15 protein-coding genes are annotated in these 15,988 nt (G+C 72.6%); 5 read left to right on the top strand and 10 right to left on the bottom strand.

The genetic code is table 11. The annotated features are described in order from the left end of the window. Positions 1-42: 42 nt before the first annotated feature. Positions 43-993, bottom strand: a complete 951-nt coding sequence (locus ACRQ4B_RS07670) for an oxygenase MpaB family protein (RefSeq protein ID WP_439694104.1) — start codon at positions 991-993, stop codon at positions 43-45. A 95-nt stretch (positions 994-1,088) separates the two neighbouring features. Here ACRQ4B_RS07670 and ACRQ4B_RS07665 point away from each other — a divergent pair, with 95 nt between their 5' ends. Continuing rightward, a complete protein-coding gene (locus ACRQ4B_RS07665; RefSeq protein WP_439694102.1) occupies positions 1,089-2,771 on the top strand; it encodes a long-chain-fatty-acid--CoA ligase in 1,683 nt (560 codons plus the stop codon). Between the two features lie 25 nt (positions 2,772-2,796). Here ACRQ4B_RS07665 and ACRQ4B_RS07660 read toward each other — a convergent pair whose 3' ends face one another. The 5 genes from ACRQ4B_RS07660 to ACRQ4B_RS07640 are packed head-to-tail and all read right to left on the bottom strand — an operon-like array spanning position 2,797 to position 8,457. Continuing rightward, positions 2,797-3,750: a DMT family transporter gene (locus tag ACRQ4B_RS07660; protein ID WP_439694101.1), complete on the bottom strand. Its 954-nt coding sequence runs from the start codon at positions 3,748-3,750 to the stop codon at positions 2,797-2,799. Beyond that, a complete protein-coding gene (locus tag ACRQ4B_RS07655) occupies positions 3,747-5,732 on the bottom strand; it encodes an amino acid transporter (RefSeq protein WP_439694100.1) in 1,986 nt (661 codons plus the stop codon). The genes ACRQ4B_RS07660 and ACRQ4B_RS07655 overlap by 4 nt, the downstream gene beginning before the upstream one ends. Positions 5,733-5,775: 43 nt before the next feature. Beyond that, positions 5,776-6,624: an ABC transporter permease gene (locus ACRQ4B_RS07650; protein ID WP_439694099.1), complete on the bottom strand. Its 849-nt coding sequence runs from the start codon at positions 6,622-6,624 to the stop codon at positions 5,776-5,778. Next, positions 6,621-7,640, bottom strand: a complete 1,020-nt coding sequence (locus ACRQ4B_RS07645) for an ATP-binding cassette domain-containing protein (RefSeq protein WP_439694097.1) — start codon at positions 7,638-7,640, stop codon at positions 6,621-6,623. The genes ACRQ4B_RS07650 and ACRQ4B_RS07645 overlap by 4 nt, the downstream gene beginning before the upstream one ends. A gap of 55 nt (positions 7,641-7,695) precedes the next feature. Next, on the bottom strand, positions 7,696-8,457 hold the full coding sequence (locus ACRQ4B_RS07640) for a hypothetical protein (protein WP_439694095.1): 762 nt from the start codon (positions 8,455-8,457) through the stop codon (positions 7,696-7,698). A 135-nt stretch (positions 8,458-8,592) separates the two neighbouring features. On the opposite strand from ACRQ4B_RS07640, the gene ACRQ4B_RS07635 reads away from it, so the two are divergent. Further along, on the top strand, positions 8,593-8,973 hold the full coding sequence (locus ACRQ4B_RS07635; protein ID WP_439694368.1) for a helix-turn-helix transcriptional regulator: 381 nt from the start codon (positions 8,593-8,595) through the stop codon (positions 8,971-8,973). A gap of 10 nt (positions 8,974-8,983) precedes the next feature. Then, the gene (locus ACRQ4B_RS07630; RefSeq protein WP_439694094.1) at positions 8,984-9,388 is read left to right on the top strand and encodes a VOC family protein; all 405 of its coding nucleotides are present in this window, start codon (positions 8,984-8,986) and stop codon (positions 9,386-9,388) included. Positions 9,389-9,482: 94 nt separating this feature from the next. Here ACRQ4B_RS07630 and ACRQ4B_RS07625 read toward each other — a convergent pair whose 3' ends face one another. Together ACRQ4B_RS07625 and ACRQ4B_RS07620 are read right to left on the bottom strand one after the other, a co-directional pair. Beyond that, positions 9,483-11,069, bottom strand: a complete 1,587-nt coding sequence (locus ACRQ4B_RS07625) for an inositol monophosphatase family protein (protein ID WP_439694093.1) — start codon at positions 11,067-11,069, stop codon at positions 9,483-9,485. Positions 11,070-11,270: 201 nt separating this feature from the next. Further along, positions 11,271-12,221: a hypothetical protein gene (locus ACRQ4B_RS07620; protein WP_439694092.1), complete on the bottom strand. Its 951-nt coding sequence runs from the start codon at positions 12,219-12,221 to the stop codon at positions 11,271-11,273. Between the two features lie 124 nt (positions 12,222-12,345). On the opposite strand from ACRQ4B_RS07620, the gene ACRQ4B_RS07615 reads away from it, so the two are divergent. Next, entirely contained in the window at positions 12,346-12,747 is a 402-nt protein-coding gene (locus tag ACRQ4B_RS07615) for a DUF3054 domain-containing protein (RefSeq protein ID WP_439694091.1), read from the top strand. A gap of 47 nt (positions 12,748-12,794) precedes the next feature. Here the strand turns inward: ACRQ4B_RS07615 and ACRQ4B_RS07610 are convergent, their stop codons facing one another. Both ACRQ4B_RS07610 and ACRQ4B_RS07605 read right to left on the bottom strand, forming a co-directional pair. Next, positions 12,795-13,445 carry a spermidine/putrescine ABC transporter substrate-binding protein gene (locus ACRQ4B_RS07610; protein WP_439694089.1) on the bottom strand — a complete coding sequence of 217 codons (651 nt, stop codon included), beginning with the start codon at positions 13,443-13,445 and terminating at the stop codon, positions 12,795-12,797. Positions 13,446-13,835: 390 nt separating this feature from the next. Further along, positions 13,836-14,774 carry a DUF3097 domain-containing protein gene (locus ACRQ4B_RS07605; RefSeq protein WP_439694088.1) on the bottom strand — a complete coding sequence of 313 codons (939 nt, stop codon included), beginning with the start codon at positions 14,772-14,774 and terminating at the stop codon, positions 13,836-13,838. 79 nt (positions 14,775-14,853) lie between these two features. On the opposite strand from ACRQ4B_RS07605, the gene ACRQ4B_RS07600 reads away from it, so the two are divergent. After that, positions 14,854-15,903 (top strand): alcohol dehydrogenase catalytic domain-containing protein, encoded by a 1,050-nt coding sequence (locus ACRQ4B_RS07600; RefSeq protein ID WP_439694086.1) that lies wholly within the window; start codon positions 14,854-14,856, stop codon positions 15,901-15,903. Positions 15,904-15,988 lie beyond the last annotated feature (85 nt).

Genomic DNA, 15,988 nt, shown 5'->3' with positions numbered 1-15,988 from the left:
GGCCGGGAGGCGCGGTGCCGGCTGGCACCGCGCCTCCCGGCCTCAGGCGGTCGCGTCCACGTCGCCGGACGCGCGCTGCTCGGCGGCCTCGCGTTCCAGCCGCGCGATGCGCGTGAGCGCTGCGCGCTCCGTCCCGGGCTGGTGTCCGAGCACGGCGCCGATGCCGTCGAGCACGAGGCTGGCAGTCCGGCGCACCGGGAACTCGACCGGACCGACCGACGGCGTCCGCAACCGGAGCATCGACCGGTGCCGCGGGTCGAGCGAGGCGACCGCGCCACCGAAGAGCGCGCGGTACCCCGGCCGCAGCATGTACGCGAGCGGCGGGTCCTTGATGAAGCGGACCACGTCGAGCGTCCGGGCCGTCACCGCGAGCTCGCCGCGGTCGAGGTACCCGTTCATCTGCTCCCGGAGCTCGGCGTCGGACTCCGGCGCGTCCGCCACGCCCATCAGCCGGCCGGCGATCGCCCACTCACGGACGTAGGCGTCGGCGCCGCCGGGGATCGGGTCGCCCCAGAGCTGCGCGCTCCGGAGGAAGGCATCCGTGAACGCCAGGTGCACCCACCGGGCGAGGTCGGGGTCGTTCGCGGCGTACGGCTTCGTGACCCCGTGCCCGTCGACGTACTCGCCGCGGACCCGCTCGTGCAGCTTCCGGACCCACGCGCTCGCGCCGTCGGCTGCCGCCGTATCGCCGTGCGAGACGGTGTAGATCCAGCGGATGGTGCCGGCGAGGCGTCCGAAGGGGTCCTCGCGGTACCGGGAGTGGTCGGCGACCCCCGCGAGTGCGCCGGGGTGCAGTGCCTGGACGAGCAGCGCCCGGACGCCCGCGAGGATCGTCTGCCGACCGCCGTGCACCGACCACGTGGCCGATCCGGGGCCGAAGTAGCCCGCATCCGTGCCCTGTTCGAGCTCGTCGATCCAGGCCGGTCGCTCCGTGGCGCCCCCGGTGAACGTGTCGTTGAGGCGGGACCGGAAGGCATCGGTGACGGAGGGCATGCGGCCATCGTCCGTCGCGCCCCTGACAGTGCGCTCGGCAACGGGCGTGGTGCACCTCCCAGCGGCTGCTCGGCTGGGCCGCTAGGTTGGGTCGCGTGAGCATCGACACGCCTCGTCCCTGGCTTGCCTCGTACGCCCCGGGGGTCCCGCACGACATCGAGGAGCCCACGGGTTCCCTCGCCGACATCGTGGAGGAGTCGGCCCGGCGCTTCCCGAAGCAGGTGGCGCTGGAGTTCTTCAAGCGGACGACGTCGTACGCCGAGCTGCAGGAGCAGATCAGCCGCGCGGCGAACGGTCTCCGCAAGCTCGGTGTCACCGCGGGCGACCGGGTGGCCATCGTCCTGCCGAACTGCCCCCAGCACATCGTGGCCTTCTACGCGGTGCTCCGCCTCGGCGCGATCGTGGTCGAGCACAACCCGCTGTACACGCCGCGCGAGCTCCGCCACCAGTTCGAGGACCACGGCGCGAAGGTCGCCATCGCCTGGGACAAGTCCGTCGCGACGCTGCAGGACTTCCCGGCCGACGTGAAGCTCGACGCGATCGTCTCGGTCGACCTCACGCGTGCGATGCCGCGCGGCACCCGGATCGCCCTGTCGTTGCCGGTCGCGAAGGCCCGCGAGTCCCGCGCCAAGCTGACGACGAGGGTCCGCGGCACGACGAGGTGGGACGACCTCGTGTCGGCCCGGAAGCTGTCGAAGCGGCACCCGCGCCCGACCACGGACGACGTCGCCCTCATCCAGTACACGTCGGGCACCACCGGCACGCCGAAGGGCGCCGTGCTGACGCACCGCAACCTCATCGCGAACGCGGCGCAGGCCCGTGCCTGGGTGCCGCAGATCCGCCGCGGCGACAACGTCGTGTACGCGGTGCTCCCGATGTTCCACGCGTACGGCCTGACGCTGTGCCTGACCTTCGCGATGAGCATGGCCTCGCGGCTGGTGCTCTTCCCCGCCTTCGACCCGGCGCTGGTGCTCGCGGCCATGAAGAAGCACCCGCCGACGTTCCTGCCCGCGGTGCCCCCGATCTACGCACGACTGCAGCACGCGGCGGACTCGGCGAAGGTGTCCCTCGAGGGCATCGAGATCGGCATCTCCGGTGCGATGCCGCTGTCGGCCGACGTCGTCGAGCCCTGGGAGGAGCGGACCGGTGGGTACCTCGTCGAGGGGTACGGCCTGTCCGAGTGTTCCCCGGTGCTGATGGCGAACCCGGTCTCCCCCGACCGCCGACTCGGCTCGATCGGGCTGCCGCTGTCCTCCACCGAGGCCCGGGTCGCCGATCCCGACGACCCGACGACGGTGCTCGGGATCGACGAGCCCGGGGAGCTCCAGGTCCGTGGCCCGCAGGTGTTCCGCGGCTACTGGGGCAAGGCCGAGGCGACTGACGAGGTCTTCACGTCCGACGGCTGGTTCCGCACCGGGGACGTCGTCGCGATCGGCGCCGACGGCTACGTCCGCATCGTCGACCGGCTCAAGGAGCTCATCATCACGGGCGGCTTCAACGTGTCGCCGTCCGAGGTCGAGGACGCCTTGCTGAAGCACCCGAGCGTCAAGGAGGTCGCGGTCGTCGGCATCACGCAGGCGGGCAACGAGCAGGTCGTCGCCGCGGTCGTGCCGAAGGACCCGGCCTCGTTCGACGCCGACGCGCTCCGCGCCTGGTCGCGCGAGCACCTGGCGGCGTACAAGGTGCCGCGACGGGTCGTCGTGGTCGAGGACCTGCCCCGGTCGATGATCGGCAAGGTGCTGCGCCGGAAGGTGCGCGACCAGATCCTCGGCGAGTAGCGGCGCGCGCGACGGGCAGCGCCCGCTACCGGCGCCCCGGCACCGCCAGCAGCGCCAACCCGACGACCACCAACACGATGCCGGCCCACCCATCACCGCCGAGGTGCTCCCCGACGACCAGCACGGCGAGGACCGCGGCCACGACGGGCTCGAACAACGAGAGCAGCGTCGCCGCCGAGGCGCTGACGCTCCGCAGCCCGAGTGCGTACAGCGAGTGACCGAGCGCCGTCGGCACGAGTGCCAGGTAGAGGAACACCGGCCAGTGCGACGGCACGCCGAGCGCGTCGTGCCCACCGACCACCGCGAGCACGAGGAGCGGCACGGCGGCCAGGCCGAACACCGCACCGACGAGTCCGCGTGCGTTCGGGCGCGCTCGTTCCGCGATCTCGGCCACGGGACCACCGGGGATCGCACCCGTGGCGTGCATGCCGCGGGCGACGGCCCACGAGTAGAGCGCGTACGTGCAGCCGGCGGCCAGCGCGCTCCCGATGCCGAGCAGCGGTGCCCCGTCCGGTCCGGACCCCTCCGACCGGGCCAGGGTCACGACGACCATACCGGCCACGCTCACCAGCGTGGCGACGACCCATCGGGGTGTGACGCGCCTCCCGTCCGCCGCCCACTCGACCAGCCCGGCGAAGACGGGCGACGAACCGATCGCGATCGTCGTGCCGAGGGCGACGCCCGCGTCCGCGAGTGCCGCGTAGAAGGTGACCGCGTAGACCACGAGGGAAGCCGCCCCGAGGATCGACCAGCCCCGCGTTGCGGGACGGGCGATCGCCCGCACGGCGCCACGGCCGGCCGCGACGGCGAGCACGAGTCCACCGAGCCCGAAGGTCACCGCTCCGAAGACGAAGGCGGGGACGCCGGGCGCGAAGTGCGTCGCGGTGCCGGTGGTGCCCCACACGGCTGCGGCGACGAGCACCGCCGCGAGGCCGCCGACCGGCCTGGAGGCACGGGTCGCGTCCGCCCCGCCCGTCACGACACGTGGACGCTCGGTCGGCGGTTCACGTCGGGTTCGGCTTCGCGGAGGACCTCACGCGTCACGGGGGCGACGTCGCCGGCCCCGGTGAACACGAAGCGGATGGCGTTGCGGATCGGGCTGCCCTCGTTCCACTCGAAGTAGATGCTCGGGACGACACCGGCGATGTCGCGGATCGCCAAGAGGGTCGACGCGATGGTGTTCGGCACGTTCCCGGAGCGGACCTTGAGCACCCGGTGGCCGTGGATGACGTGCCCCTCGACGACGAGGTCCTCCTCGAAGTCGGACGAGTCGGCCGGCAGCACTTCGAGGAACATCGTCGGGACGCGGGCCGGGATGCCGGAGTCGCGGCGTTCCTCGCGCCCCTTCGCCCGGTACGCCTCGGCCGTGCCGGCGCCGGGCTCGTTCGCGATGATGCAGACCGAGCTGAACTGGTCGGCGTCCGCCTCGACGAACTGCCGGGCGGTGGCGTCCAGCTCGATCGACGATGCGCGGAGCTCGAACGACCGCCGGACCCGGGAGATCAGCGACACCACGACGATCGCGATGATGAACACCGCCGCGATCCGGACGCCGTCGGGCCGCTCGATCACGTTCGCGACCGTGGTGTAGACGAACACGACCGAGATGATGCCGAAGGCGATGGTGCGCTTCTTCTGCTGCTTCCGGCGTGCCGAGAGCGTCACTGCGACGGCAGCGCTGGTGATCAGGACCAGCACACCGGTCGCGTACGCCCCGCCCTGCGCGTCGACGTTCGCGTCGAAGATGATCGTGATGACGAACGCGATGAGCGTGAAGATGATGACGAGCGGCCGCGTCGCCCGCGCCCACTGCGGGGCCATGCCGTACCGCGGCAGGAAGCGCGGCACGAGGTTGAGCAGCCCGGCCATCGCGCTCGCCCCGGCGAACCAGAGGATCGCGACGGTGGAGAAGTCGTAGACGGAGCCGAACACGCCGCCCAGGTACTCGTGGGCCAGGTAGGCCAGCGCTCGGCCGTTCGCCCCGCCGCCCGGCTGGAACTCGCGCTGCGGGATGAGGAACGTCGTGACGATCGACGACGTGATGAGGAACGAGCTCATGATCACCGCGGCGACGGTCAGCAGCCGCTTGGTGCCGCGGATCCGGCCCTCCGGACGGGCACTGGTGTCGTCGGCGGCGTCACCGCGGACCTGCGGCATGACCGCGACACCGGTCTCGAAACCGGACAGGCCGAGCGCGAGCTTCGGGAACACGACGAGCGCGATGCCCACCATCACGAGCGGGTTGCTGTGCTGCGCGGTGAGACCGCTCCACCAGTCGTTCGCCACCATCGGGTGCTCGAACACGTGCCACAGCGCCACGACGACGACGATCGCGTTCAACGCCAGGAAGACGCCGACGAGGGCGACCGCGATGCCGATCGCCTCCTTGAAGCCGCGGAGGAACACGATGCCGAGCAGGAGCAGCAGCGCGAGGGTCAGCGGGACGGGGATCTCGGTGAACCAGTGCGGCGTGTACGGGTTCTCGGCGATGTGCGCCGTGGCGTCGGCGGCCGAGAGCGTCATCGTGATCATGAAGTCCGTCACCGCGAACCCGAGCAGGACGAGCACGAACAGCTTGCCGGCCCACCAGGGCAGCAGCTTCTCGAGCATCATGATCGACCCGGCGCCGCGGAAGCTGTCCTGGGCCACCCGCCGGTAGACGGGCAGGGCCCCGAAGAGCGTGACGAGCACGAGCACGATCGTCGCGATCGGCGAGAGCAGCCCGGCGGCCAGCGCGGCGATCGCCGGCTGGTACCCGAGCGTCGAGAAGTAGTCGACACCGGTGAGGCACATGACGCGCCACCACGAGTGCGTCTTCTCGACCTCGACCTGGTGCGGCCCCTGGTGCGAGGCACCCTGATCGGCCCCGTGCAGCATCCAGCGGCGCACCCTGGTGCTGCGGTCGGGTGCTGGCTCGGTCGCGTCGCGTTCCGCGGCCCGCTCGGCGTCTGTCGCGGTCACGGAGACGATGGTAAGCCGTCCGGGTGGCGCAGGTGCGCACCCGCTACTTCGCGCTGATCCGGGTGTACTTGTTCACCGCCCACGGCACGAAGACCACGAGCATCACCGCGATGCCGATCAGCACCGTCACGACCGGGTGCTGCATGGTCCAGATGTCCGGCACCGGAGCCGAGCCGACGTTGCCGAACAGCTGCCGCGCGGCCTGCACGAGCGACGACACCGGGTTCCACTCCGCGAACACCCGCAGCACCAACGGCAGGGTGTCGCTGGGCACGAACGCGTTCGAGATGAACGTGAGCGGGAACAGGATCATGAACGAGGCGTTGTTGATCACCTCCGGCGTCTTCACGCTCATACCGAGCAGCGCCATCACCCAGCTGAACGCGTAGCTGAAGAGCAGCAGCAGGCCGATGCCGGCGAGGAACTCCAGCGGCGAGGAGTTCACGCGCCACCCGACCGCGAGCCCGGTGAGCATCATGATCGCCATCGAGATCCCGTTGAGCACGAGGTCGGAGTTCGTCCGACCGACGAGCACCGCGGACGCCGACATCGGCAGGGTGCGGAACCGGTCGATCAGCCCCTCCTTCAGGTCCTGCGCCATCGCCGAGCCCGAGAACGTCGCGCCGAAGACGACGGTCTGCGCGAAGATGCCCGCCATCAGGAACTGCGTGTAGTCCGTTCCCTCGACCGCGATCGCGCCGCCGTAGACCTGGCTGAACAGCAGCACGAACATGATCGGTTGCAGCACCGCGAACACGAGCATGTCCGGCGAGCGCTTGATCTTGACGAGGTTCCGCTTCGTGACGGTCCAGCCGTCCTCGAACCAGACCGCGGCGGGCGAGGTGACGACGACGGGCAGCTGCCGGCCGAGCGCCGTGGTGGTGGCGGTCATCGCGCCGTCTCCTTCTGCTTGGCCTGCTGCTTCCCCGCCGCGGGTGCGTCCGGATCGCCGTCGTCGTCGGTCGCGGCGTGGCCGGTCAGCCGGAGGAACACGTCGTCGAGGGTGGGCCGGCGCATCCCGGCGTCGTGCAGCTCGATGCCTGCCGCACCGAGGTCGGCGAGGACGCGCTGGAGTGCCGACGGTCCGGCGTCGACGGCGACCGCCCGGGTCCGACCGTCGCCGGACACCTCGACCTCGCCGGTGCCGTACCGCCGCAGCACGGTGGTCGCGGCGTCGCCGTCGGTCTCGTCGACGAGCGTGACGACGACCCGGTGCCCGCCGACCTGGGCCTTGAGCTGGTCCGACGTGCCCTCGGCGATGACGGTCCCGCCGTCGATCACCGCGATGTCGTCGGCGAGCTGGTCTGCTTCTTCGAGGTACTGGGTGGTGAGGAGCACCGTCGTGCCGTCGGCGACGAGCCCCTCGATGATGCCCCAGAGGGCGAGCCGGCTGCGCGGGTCGAGCCCGGTGGTCGGTTCGTCGAGGAACAGCACGCGGGGGTTCATCACGAGGGCCCCGGCGAGGTCGATCCGCCGCCGCATGCCACCGGAGAAGCCCTTGACGGGTCGGTCCCCGGCCTCGGCCAGGTCGAACACGTCGATGAGCTCACGTGCCCGGTCACGGGCCGTCCGGCGACCGAGGTGGTAGAGCCGCCCGATCATCTCGAGGTTCTCGAACCCGGTGAGGTTCTCGTCGACGGCGGCGTACTGCCCGGAGACCCCGATCGACCGTCGGGTCGCCTGCGGGTCCGCGATGACGTCGATCCCGTCGATGGTCGCGGTGCCGGTGTCCGGCGTGATGAGGGTGGTGAGGACCTTGACGGTCGTGGTCTTGCCGGCACCGTTCGGCCCGAGCAGTGCCTTCACGGTGCCCTGCGGCACCGAGAGGTCGAGTCCCGCGAGTGCGTGGACCGGCCCGGACTTCGAACGGTAGGTCTTCGTCAGCCCGGAGGCTTCGATGATGGCCATGTCGCTCCTTGGTCGACCAGGAGAATATCAGTAGGTCGGTGGGAGCTGCGGCGCGTCACACGTCGAAGTCGCCACCGAAGTCACCGAAGCCACCGCCGAAGTCGGATCCGCCGTCGCCCCAGCCCGCGTTGTCGAACCCGCCGCCGTCGGACGCGCCGGCGTCAGCGGAGTCGGCTCCAGTGTCCTCCGAACCACCGTCGCCCGCAGCATCGGTACCGCCGTCGAACGATCCGGGGTCCGGCAGGAACGCGCTCATGATGGCCGAACCGATGACGTAGCCCGCCACGGTGCCGAGGATCGACGCGCCGATCATCCGGCCGAACGACGGCCCTCCGGCGCGCTGGCCCATCCCGCCACCGCCCATGCCGCCGAGCGACCGCTCCATGAACCCGGGCTGCCGGATCTCCGAGCGCGTGGCCGCCTGGGCCAGGGAGCGCGGGTCGTCGCCTCGCGGCGCCTCGCCGGTCGGCGCCGTCCGGGTGAACTCGTCGTAGACCATCCGGCGCTGCTCGGGGGTCAGGGTCGCGAACGCCTCGGCGTGGACCTCCTCGATGCGCTCCGGCGGGGCGGTGCGGAGGAGGTAGCGGTACCGCTCGACGGCGCGCTCGTCATCGGTCGAGGCAGCGGGAGCGCCCGGGCCGCCGGCGGCGGGGACGCCACCGCCCCACTGCGGGGCGCCCGCGGCAGGCTGCTGGTACGACTGCTGCCCGTACCGGTAGCCCTGCTGCTGCGGCGCCTGCGGCTGGCTCCACTGGTTCTGCTGCGCGGCGTTCTGGTCGCGCTCCGGACGTCCGAGCAAGCGGTCGAGGAATCCCATGCCGCCACAGTAGGGAGCACGGACGTCCGCTGACTGTACGCCCGCACAGAGTCACCCGTGAGCCGGTCGGTGCAGGATGGCCCCGTGACGGCGGACCTCGACGAACTCCGACGGCTGCGCCGCGCCCGCAGCCGGATGGACCGCGACCACGCGGAGCCGCTCGACGTCCCCGGGCTGGCCGCCGCCGCGTTCATGTCGACGGCGCACTTCAGCCGCCGCTTCCGCGCCGCCTACGGCGAGACCCCGTACGCGTGCCTGATGACCCGGCGGATCGAGCGCGCGCAGGCACTGTTCCGGAGCACGACGCTCAGCGTGACCGAGGTCTGCGTGGCCGTCGGCGCCACGAGCCTCGGGTCGTTCTCGTCCCGGTTCACCGAACTCGTCGGGATGACGCCGACGGAGTACCGCGCCGCCGACCACGACGCCCTCGCCGGACAGTGGAGCTGCCACACGATGACCGTCACCCGGCCGGTCCGAGCAGGAACGGAGAAGCGCGCGGGCGGCGGACGGTCCTAGGGTCACTGCCATGACGATCCAGATCAGTGGCGTGCACGTGCTCGCCGACGACATCGACGCCGCCGTCGCGTTCTACGGCGACGTCCTCGGCTTCTCCGTCCGGAACACTGTCGAGAACGGCGGGTTCCGCTGGGTGACCCTGGTGAGCGAGGACCACGCCGACCTCGAACTCGTCCTGTCCGAGCCGCACGCCGGCCGCTCGCAGGAGGACGGCGAGGCCATCGCGGCACTGCTCGCGAAGGGTGGGCTCTCGATGCTGCAGCTCCGGGTGAGCGACCTCGACGCGACGTTCGACCGGATCACCGCCAGTCCGGACGCCGAGGTCCTGCAGGAGCCCACCGACCAGTTCTGGGGCGTCCGCGACGCGGCCGTCCGCGACCCCGCCGGCAACACGGTGCGGATCGCGCAGGCCTGACGCCCCGGCGACCCACCGGACGGACTGGAGGCGCGGGGCGGGGCCGCCACGCGCCTCCAGTCCGTCACCGTCCCGGCTCCGTCACCGTCCCGGCTCAGCCGGCGGCGAGCGCCGCCGTCCACACGGCGTGCAGTTCGTCGGCCGCCCCGGGGTGCGCGACGAGGAACGGCTCCCCCACCGCCGGGAAGCCGTCGACCGGACCCGACCGGGTGAGCACGACACCGCCGGCCTCGTGCACGAGCAGCACCGCGGCGCCGTGGTCGACCGGGTCGAACGCCGACACGCAGCCGCCGATGCCCCGCCCCGCGGCGACCTGCGCGATCGTGAGCGTGCCCGAGCCCTGCACCCGCAGCGTGCAGGACCGGTCGGCGAGGGCCTCGAGGAAGGTACCGAACCCCGGCCACGGACGGTGCCCGTCGAGCTCCGTGCCGACGACCGCGCCGGCGAGCGGTCGGGGTGCGTCGTCGAGGCGGAGGGGGCGGTCACGCAGGGTCGCTCCGCGGTCACGCCGGGCCTCGAGCACCTCTCCGCGCCACGGATCCGCGACGACGCCGACGAGCGGCCGGCCGCCGCGCGTGAGGCACAGCGACATCGCGGTCCAGGGCACCCCGTTCACCAGGTTCGTGGTGCCGTCCACGGGATCGAGGAACCAGTGGTTCCGGTCCCCCGGTGCTGTGCCGTACTCCTCGCCCGTGAAGCCGTGGGTCGGGAAGGCCGCCCGGACCCGGGACCGCACGAGTCGCTCGACCGACCGGTCGACGTCGGTGACGAGGTCGGCCGGGTCGGCCTTCGCGGAGACCGTCCCGACCGGGTGCTCCCGGGTGAACGCGATCACCTCGTGCGCGATCCGGTGCGCGAGTGCCTGAGCGCGCGCGGCGATCTCCGCCTCGGTCGGCTCCCGGTCGTGCTCCGCGGAGCCGTCCAGCTCCGCCCCGGCGAGTGCGGCCCGGACGGATGCGACGTCGTCCGTGGTGATCGAGTCCACGCCCAGACGGGCCGCCCAGCGTGCGGGCGCCGCGTCGTCGACGGTCCGCACGGCGACCCGGAGCCCGAGCGCGTGCGCGGTCTCGACGGTGCGTGCGGTGAGGAACGCGACGTCGAGGTGGAGCGTCGAGGGGCGCAGCGACTCGAGGTCCGCGGCGGTCGGGGGCTCGAGCGACTCCCACGCAAGCCAGAGGTCGGCGTGCGGCAGCGACGAACGCACCGTCGCCATCGCGGCCGGCGTGCCGGAGAAGGCCACCCCGACGTTCCCCCCGGAACCGGCGACGGTGCGGGCCGCGACGAGTGCGTCCGCCGGGTCCGCCAGGTCGACGACGAGCGTCGCGGCGCAGCCGTCGAGCCGTTCCAGGACGGCGTCCAGTCGCGGGATGCGGTCGAGGCCGTTCCCGAGGCGGGCGACGTCGCACCAGTCCACCTCGGACACCCGGCGTGCGTCGCCCCACATCCGCCCGAGGGTCTCGTCGTGCAGCAGCACCGCGACACCGTCGGCGGTCCGCCGGACGTCGACCTCGATGCAGTCCGCGCCGAGCGCCTCGGCGACCGCGACGGCGGGCAGCGTGTTCTCGCGCCGGACGCGCGGCGCACCGCGGTGGGCGACGAGGCGTGGCGGACGCACGCCGTGCCTCCCGGCCGTGTCCCGCGCCGTGGCGGACGTGACGGGTGCGTGCGGACTGAGCGTCATCGCGGCATCCTGCCGGGCCGGGGCGAACCGCAGGTGACGCGATCGTGAACGCCCGGCTGCGGCGCGCGCGGTCGCTCCCGCAGTCGCTCCCGCAATGTGCGAGGTTCCACGTTGCGTGGCACCCGCGGCGCCTCGCACACTGCGCGGTACCGCTCACCGCGCGGGGGCGTCCTCGCACCGTGCGGGGCGAAGCCGCGCGGGTCAGTGCCGCATCGGGACGTGCGCACGGCGGAGCTTGCCGCGGAACGCCGCCTCGTTCCACAGGTCCGACCAACCCAGCCGGATGACCTGCCTGACCTCGTCGAACGCCCGCAGGCGGTCCTCGCGGTGCTTCTCGGCGATCACCACGTCCTCGGCTGAGGCCCCGGCTCGCATCGCGCGGTCGCGGTACTTGACCTCGCCGTCGAACTCGATGACGACCCCGAGCTCGGGCAGCCAGAGGTCGACGACGATGTCCGGGAGTCCCCGCTCCTGGAACCGGTGCTGCGTCACGGGTGTGGGCGCGCCGTACTCGTCGAGGCGCACGCGCGCGACCGACTCCCCCGGGGTGTCGGCCGCCGGGTCCGCGAACTCCAGGGAACGGAGGGCGCGCCGGCGCCCACGGGTCGAACGCCGCTCGATGCCGTCGCGGATGCGCTGCCCGTCGGCCCCGAGTCGGAGCAGCCGGTCGAGTGCCACGACGCCGTCGAGCATCGGCAACGTCATCGCGAGGTCCACTGCGGTCCGCTCCGAGTTCGTCACCCGGAGGCCGTCGGTCCGGAACCGCCAGATGCCCGGCATCTCCGGCGAGAGGTCCGCGTGCACGACGAAGGTGGCACTCGTGGTGCGCGCGTCCTCCTGGGGTCGGACCAGGTGCACGCGTCGCGGCCACTCCCGGAGGAACGGCACGCCGAGCACTGCGGCTGCGGACAGGTGGGACACGACGAACCGCGGACGGATGCGATCGACCAGGGAGCGGACGAGGACGTGGTGTCGTTGCTCTGGTCGGAGTCGATCGAACGCATCCACCGGGACGTACCGGCCGTGCGCGATCCGTCGGAGTTCTCCGGCCCGGGCGCGCGCGCGGAGGCGCCGAGCGAGGTCGGGGTGGTCGTCGTTGACGACGAACCACGGGCAGTCGGGGACGGCGGGGAAGGCGGGCGATCCGGTCATCCGACGATCGTCCGGGCGGGAGCGCACGGTGCGAGGGACCTCGGCGGATCGGTGGACGGACCCGATGTCTCCACAGGCTCGCTACGGGGAATTGCCTGCAGCGCGCGGCTGCGAGAATGGTCCGGTGACCAATCGCACCTGGGCCTGGCTCGCAGCCGTGATCGACGTCGTGCTCATCGTCCTCTTCGCCCTCATCGGGCGCTCCTCGCACGGTGAGTCGAACGCGGCGCTCGGGTTGTGGACGACCGCCTACCCCTTCCTGGCCGGCTGGGCCGTCGGGTACCTGGTGAGTGTCGCGTGGAGGCGCCCGCTGCGGTTCTGGCCGACCGGTGTGGTCGTCTGGGTGCTGACGGTCGCCGGCGGCATGGTCATCCGCGTCGCCACCGGGCAGGGCGACGTCGACGGCAACCCGCTGCCGATCTCGTTCGTGATCGTCGCGACGATCGTGCTCGGGGTGTTCCTGCTCGGGTGGCGCGGGATCGCCCGGCTGGTCCTCCGTGGAACGAGCCGCCGTACCCGGCGCTGACGCACCGAGCGCCGACGCGTCTGCGCTGACGCGTCTTCACCGGCTCGTCAGAACAGGCCGTCGCGGGAGGCCTCCGGCCCGTCGAACCCGCGGAACATGTCGGACACCAACGCCTCGATCTGCGGCTCGACCAGACGTTCGACGGCTTCGGCGATCCGCGGCCGGTGGTCGATCAGCGCGAGGCAGACCGCCGCGCCGGTGGACTGCGCACACTCGTCCGACAGTGCGATCTCGTGGCGGAGTGCCGACTTCGCCTCATCCGACAGCGGCTCGCGGGGGGCCTGCTCCTGGGCTCCCGTCCCGGTCAGTTCCCCGAGCGTGAAGAGGAAGGGCTCGCCCGGCGACGGCTCCGGATCGACGTCCAGGCCCTGGAACTCGGGCTGCAGGCCTTCGGTGGGCTGATAGCCGGCGTGCCGCTTCCGCGCTGCCGCCCGCTCGAGTTCCCGTTGCAGGAGCGGCAGGTTCCGGGCCGTGTAGTCGTCGACGGCGTCCTCGACGATGGTCGAGATGCGGCCGATCAGTGCGTGCTGCACCGCGTGCGGGACGTCCGGTCCGAACCCGGCGGCGGTGGCGATCGGCGAGCCGGTGCACTTGCGGCAGATGCGGGTCCGGGGGCGAGCGGTGCCGATCTGCCACCGGGGCAGCCAGCGCAGCCAGACGTCGACGGCGCTGCGCACACGTCCGTCGATGCCGTCCATGCGTCAAGGGTATGCGCCACGCCCGTGTTCGCCCCGGATTTGCGGGGATGTGGGCCGGTCGGCGCCTGGCACGGTGCGAGGTGGCGCGCGCTTGGCGGCGCGCTCGGTGGGAGGTGCCGCGCAGTGTGCGAGGCCCCGCGGGTCCCACGCTGCACGGGACCTCGCACGCTGCGTGAGCGAGCAGCGCGGGGGTCGCACGGTGCGACGCGGCGCTCTGCCGCGCGCTGGGTGCGAGGCGCGGCGCAGTGTGCGGGGCCCCGCGGGTGCCACGCTGCACGGGACCTCGCACGCTGCGTGAGCGAGCAGCGCGGGGGTCGCACGGTGCGAGGCGGCGCGCGGCGCGCACGTCCCGGCGCGCGGCGCGGCGCCCGGCGCCCGGCGCCCGGCGCATCAGCCCCGCGGTTCCGTCACGAAGTCGATGAGCTCCTCGACACGGCCGAGCAGCTGCGGCTCCAGGTCGGCGAACGTCCGCACCTGCCCGAGGATCCGCTGCCACGCCCGGGCGATGTCGGCCTGCTCCGCGTGCGGCCAGCCGAGGTGCTGGCAGATGCCCTGCTTCCACTCGATCGACCGCGGGATCGTCGGCCACGACTCGAGGCCGAGCCGTCCGGGCTTCACCGACTGCCAGACGTCCACGAACGGGTGCCCCACGACCAGGACGTGAGCGCCCCACTTGCCCTGCATGACCGAGGACGCGAAGCGGGACTCCTTCGACCCGGGCACGAGGTGGTCGACGAGTACCCCCACACGGCGGTCGCGCGACGGCTGGAACTCGTCCAGCACCGCGGCCAGGTTGTCGACGCCGGAGAGTTCCTCGACGACGACACCCTCGACACGGAGGTCGGCACCCCAGACCTTCTCGACGAGCTCGGCGTCGTGCTTGCCCTCGACCATGATCCGGGAGGGCAGGGCCACCCGGGCACGCTGCGACTCCACCGCGAACGATCCGGACGCGGTGCGGAGGCGACCACCGTCGGACGCGTGCCGCACGGCGGGCGCTGCCCCGGGCCTCCCGGACGACGGCGCACCCTGACCGGACGCGCCCCGCGCGGCTGCGGCAGAACGGCCGACCGGCGCCTGCGGCCGACCCAGCGTCACCAGCTCACCCTCGAGCAGGAACTGCCCGCTGAACGGGAACGAACGGGTGCGGCCCTTCCAGTCCTCGAGCTCGACGTTGCCGGCCTCGAGCCGCACGACGGCGCCGGCCCACCCGGTCGCCGGGTCCTCGAGCACCATGTCCCGTTCGAGCGGCACCTGCCGCACCTTCTTCACGCCACGGGAGCGCCAGTCCCCCGAGAGCACATCCCCGCCGTACCGGTCGTCGTCCACCCGCACGAGGGTACTGTCGAGTCGGCTCCGGACGACGTCGACCGGCCGATCCCCACCATCTCGACGGAAGGCTCCCCTCTTGCGCGCAGCGATCATCCACGCCCCGAACGACATCCGTGTCGAGGACCGCGACCAGCCCGACCTCATCACGCCGGGGGACGCCGTCGTCAAGGTCGTCGCGGCGTGCGTGTGCGGCTCCGACCTGTGGCCGTACCGCGGCGTGACGACGACGAAGGAGCCGCACCCGATCGGGCACGAGCTCGTCGGCGAGGTCGTCGCGGTCGGCGACGCGGTGACCGACCTGCACGTCGGCGACTTCGTCATCTCCCCCTTCACCATGAACGAGGGCACCTGCCAGGCGTGCCGCAACGGCATGACGACCGGCTGCGACCACCTCTCCGGCTTCGGTGGGAAGGACGCCTACGGCGATCCGGTCGGCGGCGCGCAGGCCGAGTACGTCCGCATCCCGGACGCCTCGGCGACGCTGGTCGCGGTGCCCGGACCGGTCGCCCCCGCGCTCGTGCCGTCGTTGCTGACCCTCTCCGACGTGTTCTCCACCGGACACCACGCCGCCGTGTCCGCAGCCGTCGGCCCCGGCAAGACCGTCGTCGTCGTGGGTGACGGTGCGGTCGGGCTGTCCGCCGTGCTCGCCTCGAAGCGCCTCGGTGCCGAGCGGATCATCGCGATGAGCCGGCACGCCGACCGACAGGCGCTCGCCCGCGAGTTCGGTGCGACCGACATCGTGGAGGCCCGCGGCGCGGAGGGTGTCGCGGCGGTCCGGGAGCTGCTCGGCGGCGACCTGGCCGACTGCGCCGTCGAGGCCGTCGGCACCGAGGAGAGCATGGACCAGGCGCTGCACTCGGTGCGGGCCGGCGGCAACCTCGGGTTCGTCGGGGTGCCGCACGGGGTGCCGACGATCGGGACGCGCTACCTCTTCGACACGAACATCACGATCGCGGGCGGCATGGCCCCGGCGCGGAAGTACATCCCGGAGCTGCTGCCCGACGTGCTCTCGGGGGCGATCGAGCCCGGTCGGGTGTTCGACCTCGAGCTGCCCCTCGACGAGACCGCCGAGGCGTACCGCGCGATGGACGAGCGCCGGGCGATCAAGGTGCTGCTGCGCCCGTAGGTGCCGCGCCGCGCAGGCCGGTGCCGCCGCGCGCACGCCGGTGCCGCCGCGCGTGCGCCGCGCACGCCGGCGCGGCCCGGCCGAA

This window comes from Curtobacterium sp. SP.BCo (genome assembly GCF_051903265.1).
Classification (GTDB): domain Bacteria; phylum Actinomycetota; class Actinomycetes; order Actinomycetales; family Microbacteriaceae; genus Curtobacterium.
The sequence above is the reverse complement of the archived record's forward strand: the minus strand, read 5'-3'. Positions and strand labels throughout refer to the sequence as shown.

Bases quoted from the DNA above. Each gene is read 5' to 3' on its own strand.
- ACRQ4B_RS07625 (WP_439694093.1), bottom strand. From the start codon at position 11,069: ATGACGCTCAGTCCGCACGCACCCGTCACGTCCGCCACGGCGCGGGAC.
- ACRQ4B_RS07630 (WP_439694094.1), top strand. From the start codon at position 8,984: ATGACGATCCAGATCAGTGGCGTGCACGTGCTCGCCGACGACATCGAC.
- ACRQ4B_RS07645 (WP_439694097.1), bottom strand. From the start codon at position 7,640: ATGGCCATCATCGAAGCCTCCGGGCTGACGAAGACCTACCGTTCGAAG.
- ACRQ4B_RS07635 (WP_439694368.1), top strand. From the start codon at position 8,593: ATGGACCGCGACCACGCGGAGCCGCTCGACGTCCCCGGGCTGGCCGCC.
- ACRQ4B_RS07670 (WP_439694104.1), bottom strand. From the start codon at position 993: ATGCCCTCCGTCACCGATGCCTTCCGGTCCCGCCTCAACGACACGTTC.
- ACRQ4B_RS07620 (WP_439694092.1), bottom strand. From the start codon at position 12,221: ATGACCGGATCGCCCGCCTTCCCCGCCGTCCCCGACTGCCCGTGGTTC.
- ACRQ4B_RS07650 (WP_439694099.1), bottom strand. From the start codon at position 6,624: ATGACCGCCACCACCACGGCGCTCGGCCGGCAGCTGCCCGTCGTCGTC.
- ACRQ4B_RS07640 (WP_439694095.1), bottom strand. From the start codon at position 8,457: ATGGGATTCCTCGACCGCTTGCTCGGACGTCCGGAGCGCGACCAGAAC.
- ACRQ4B_RS07610 (WP_439694089.1), bottom strand. From the start codon at position 13,445: ATGGACGGCATCGACGGACGTGTGCGCAGCGCCGTCGACGTCTGGCTG.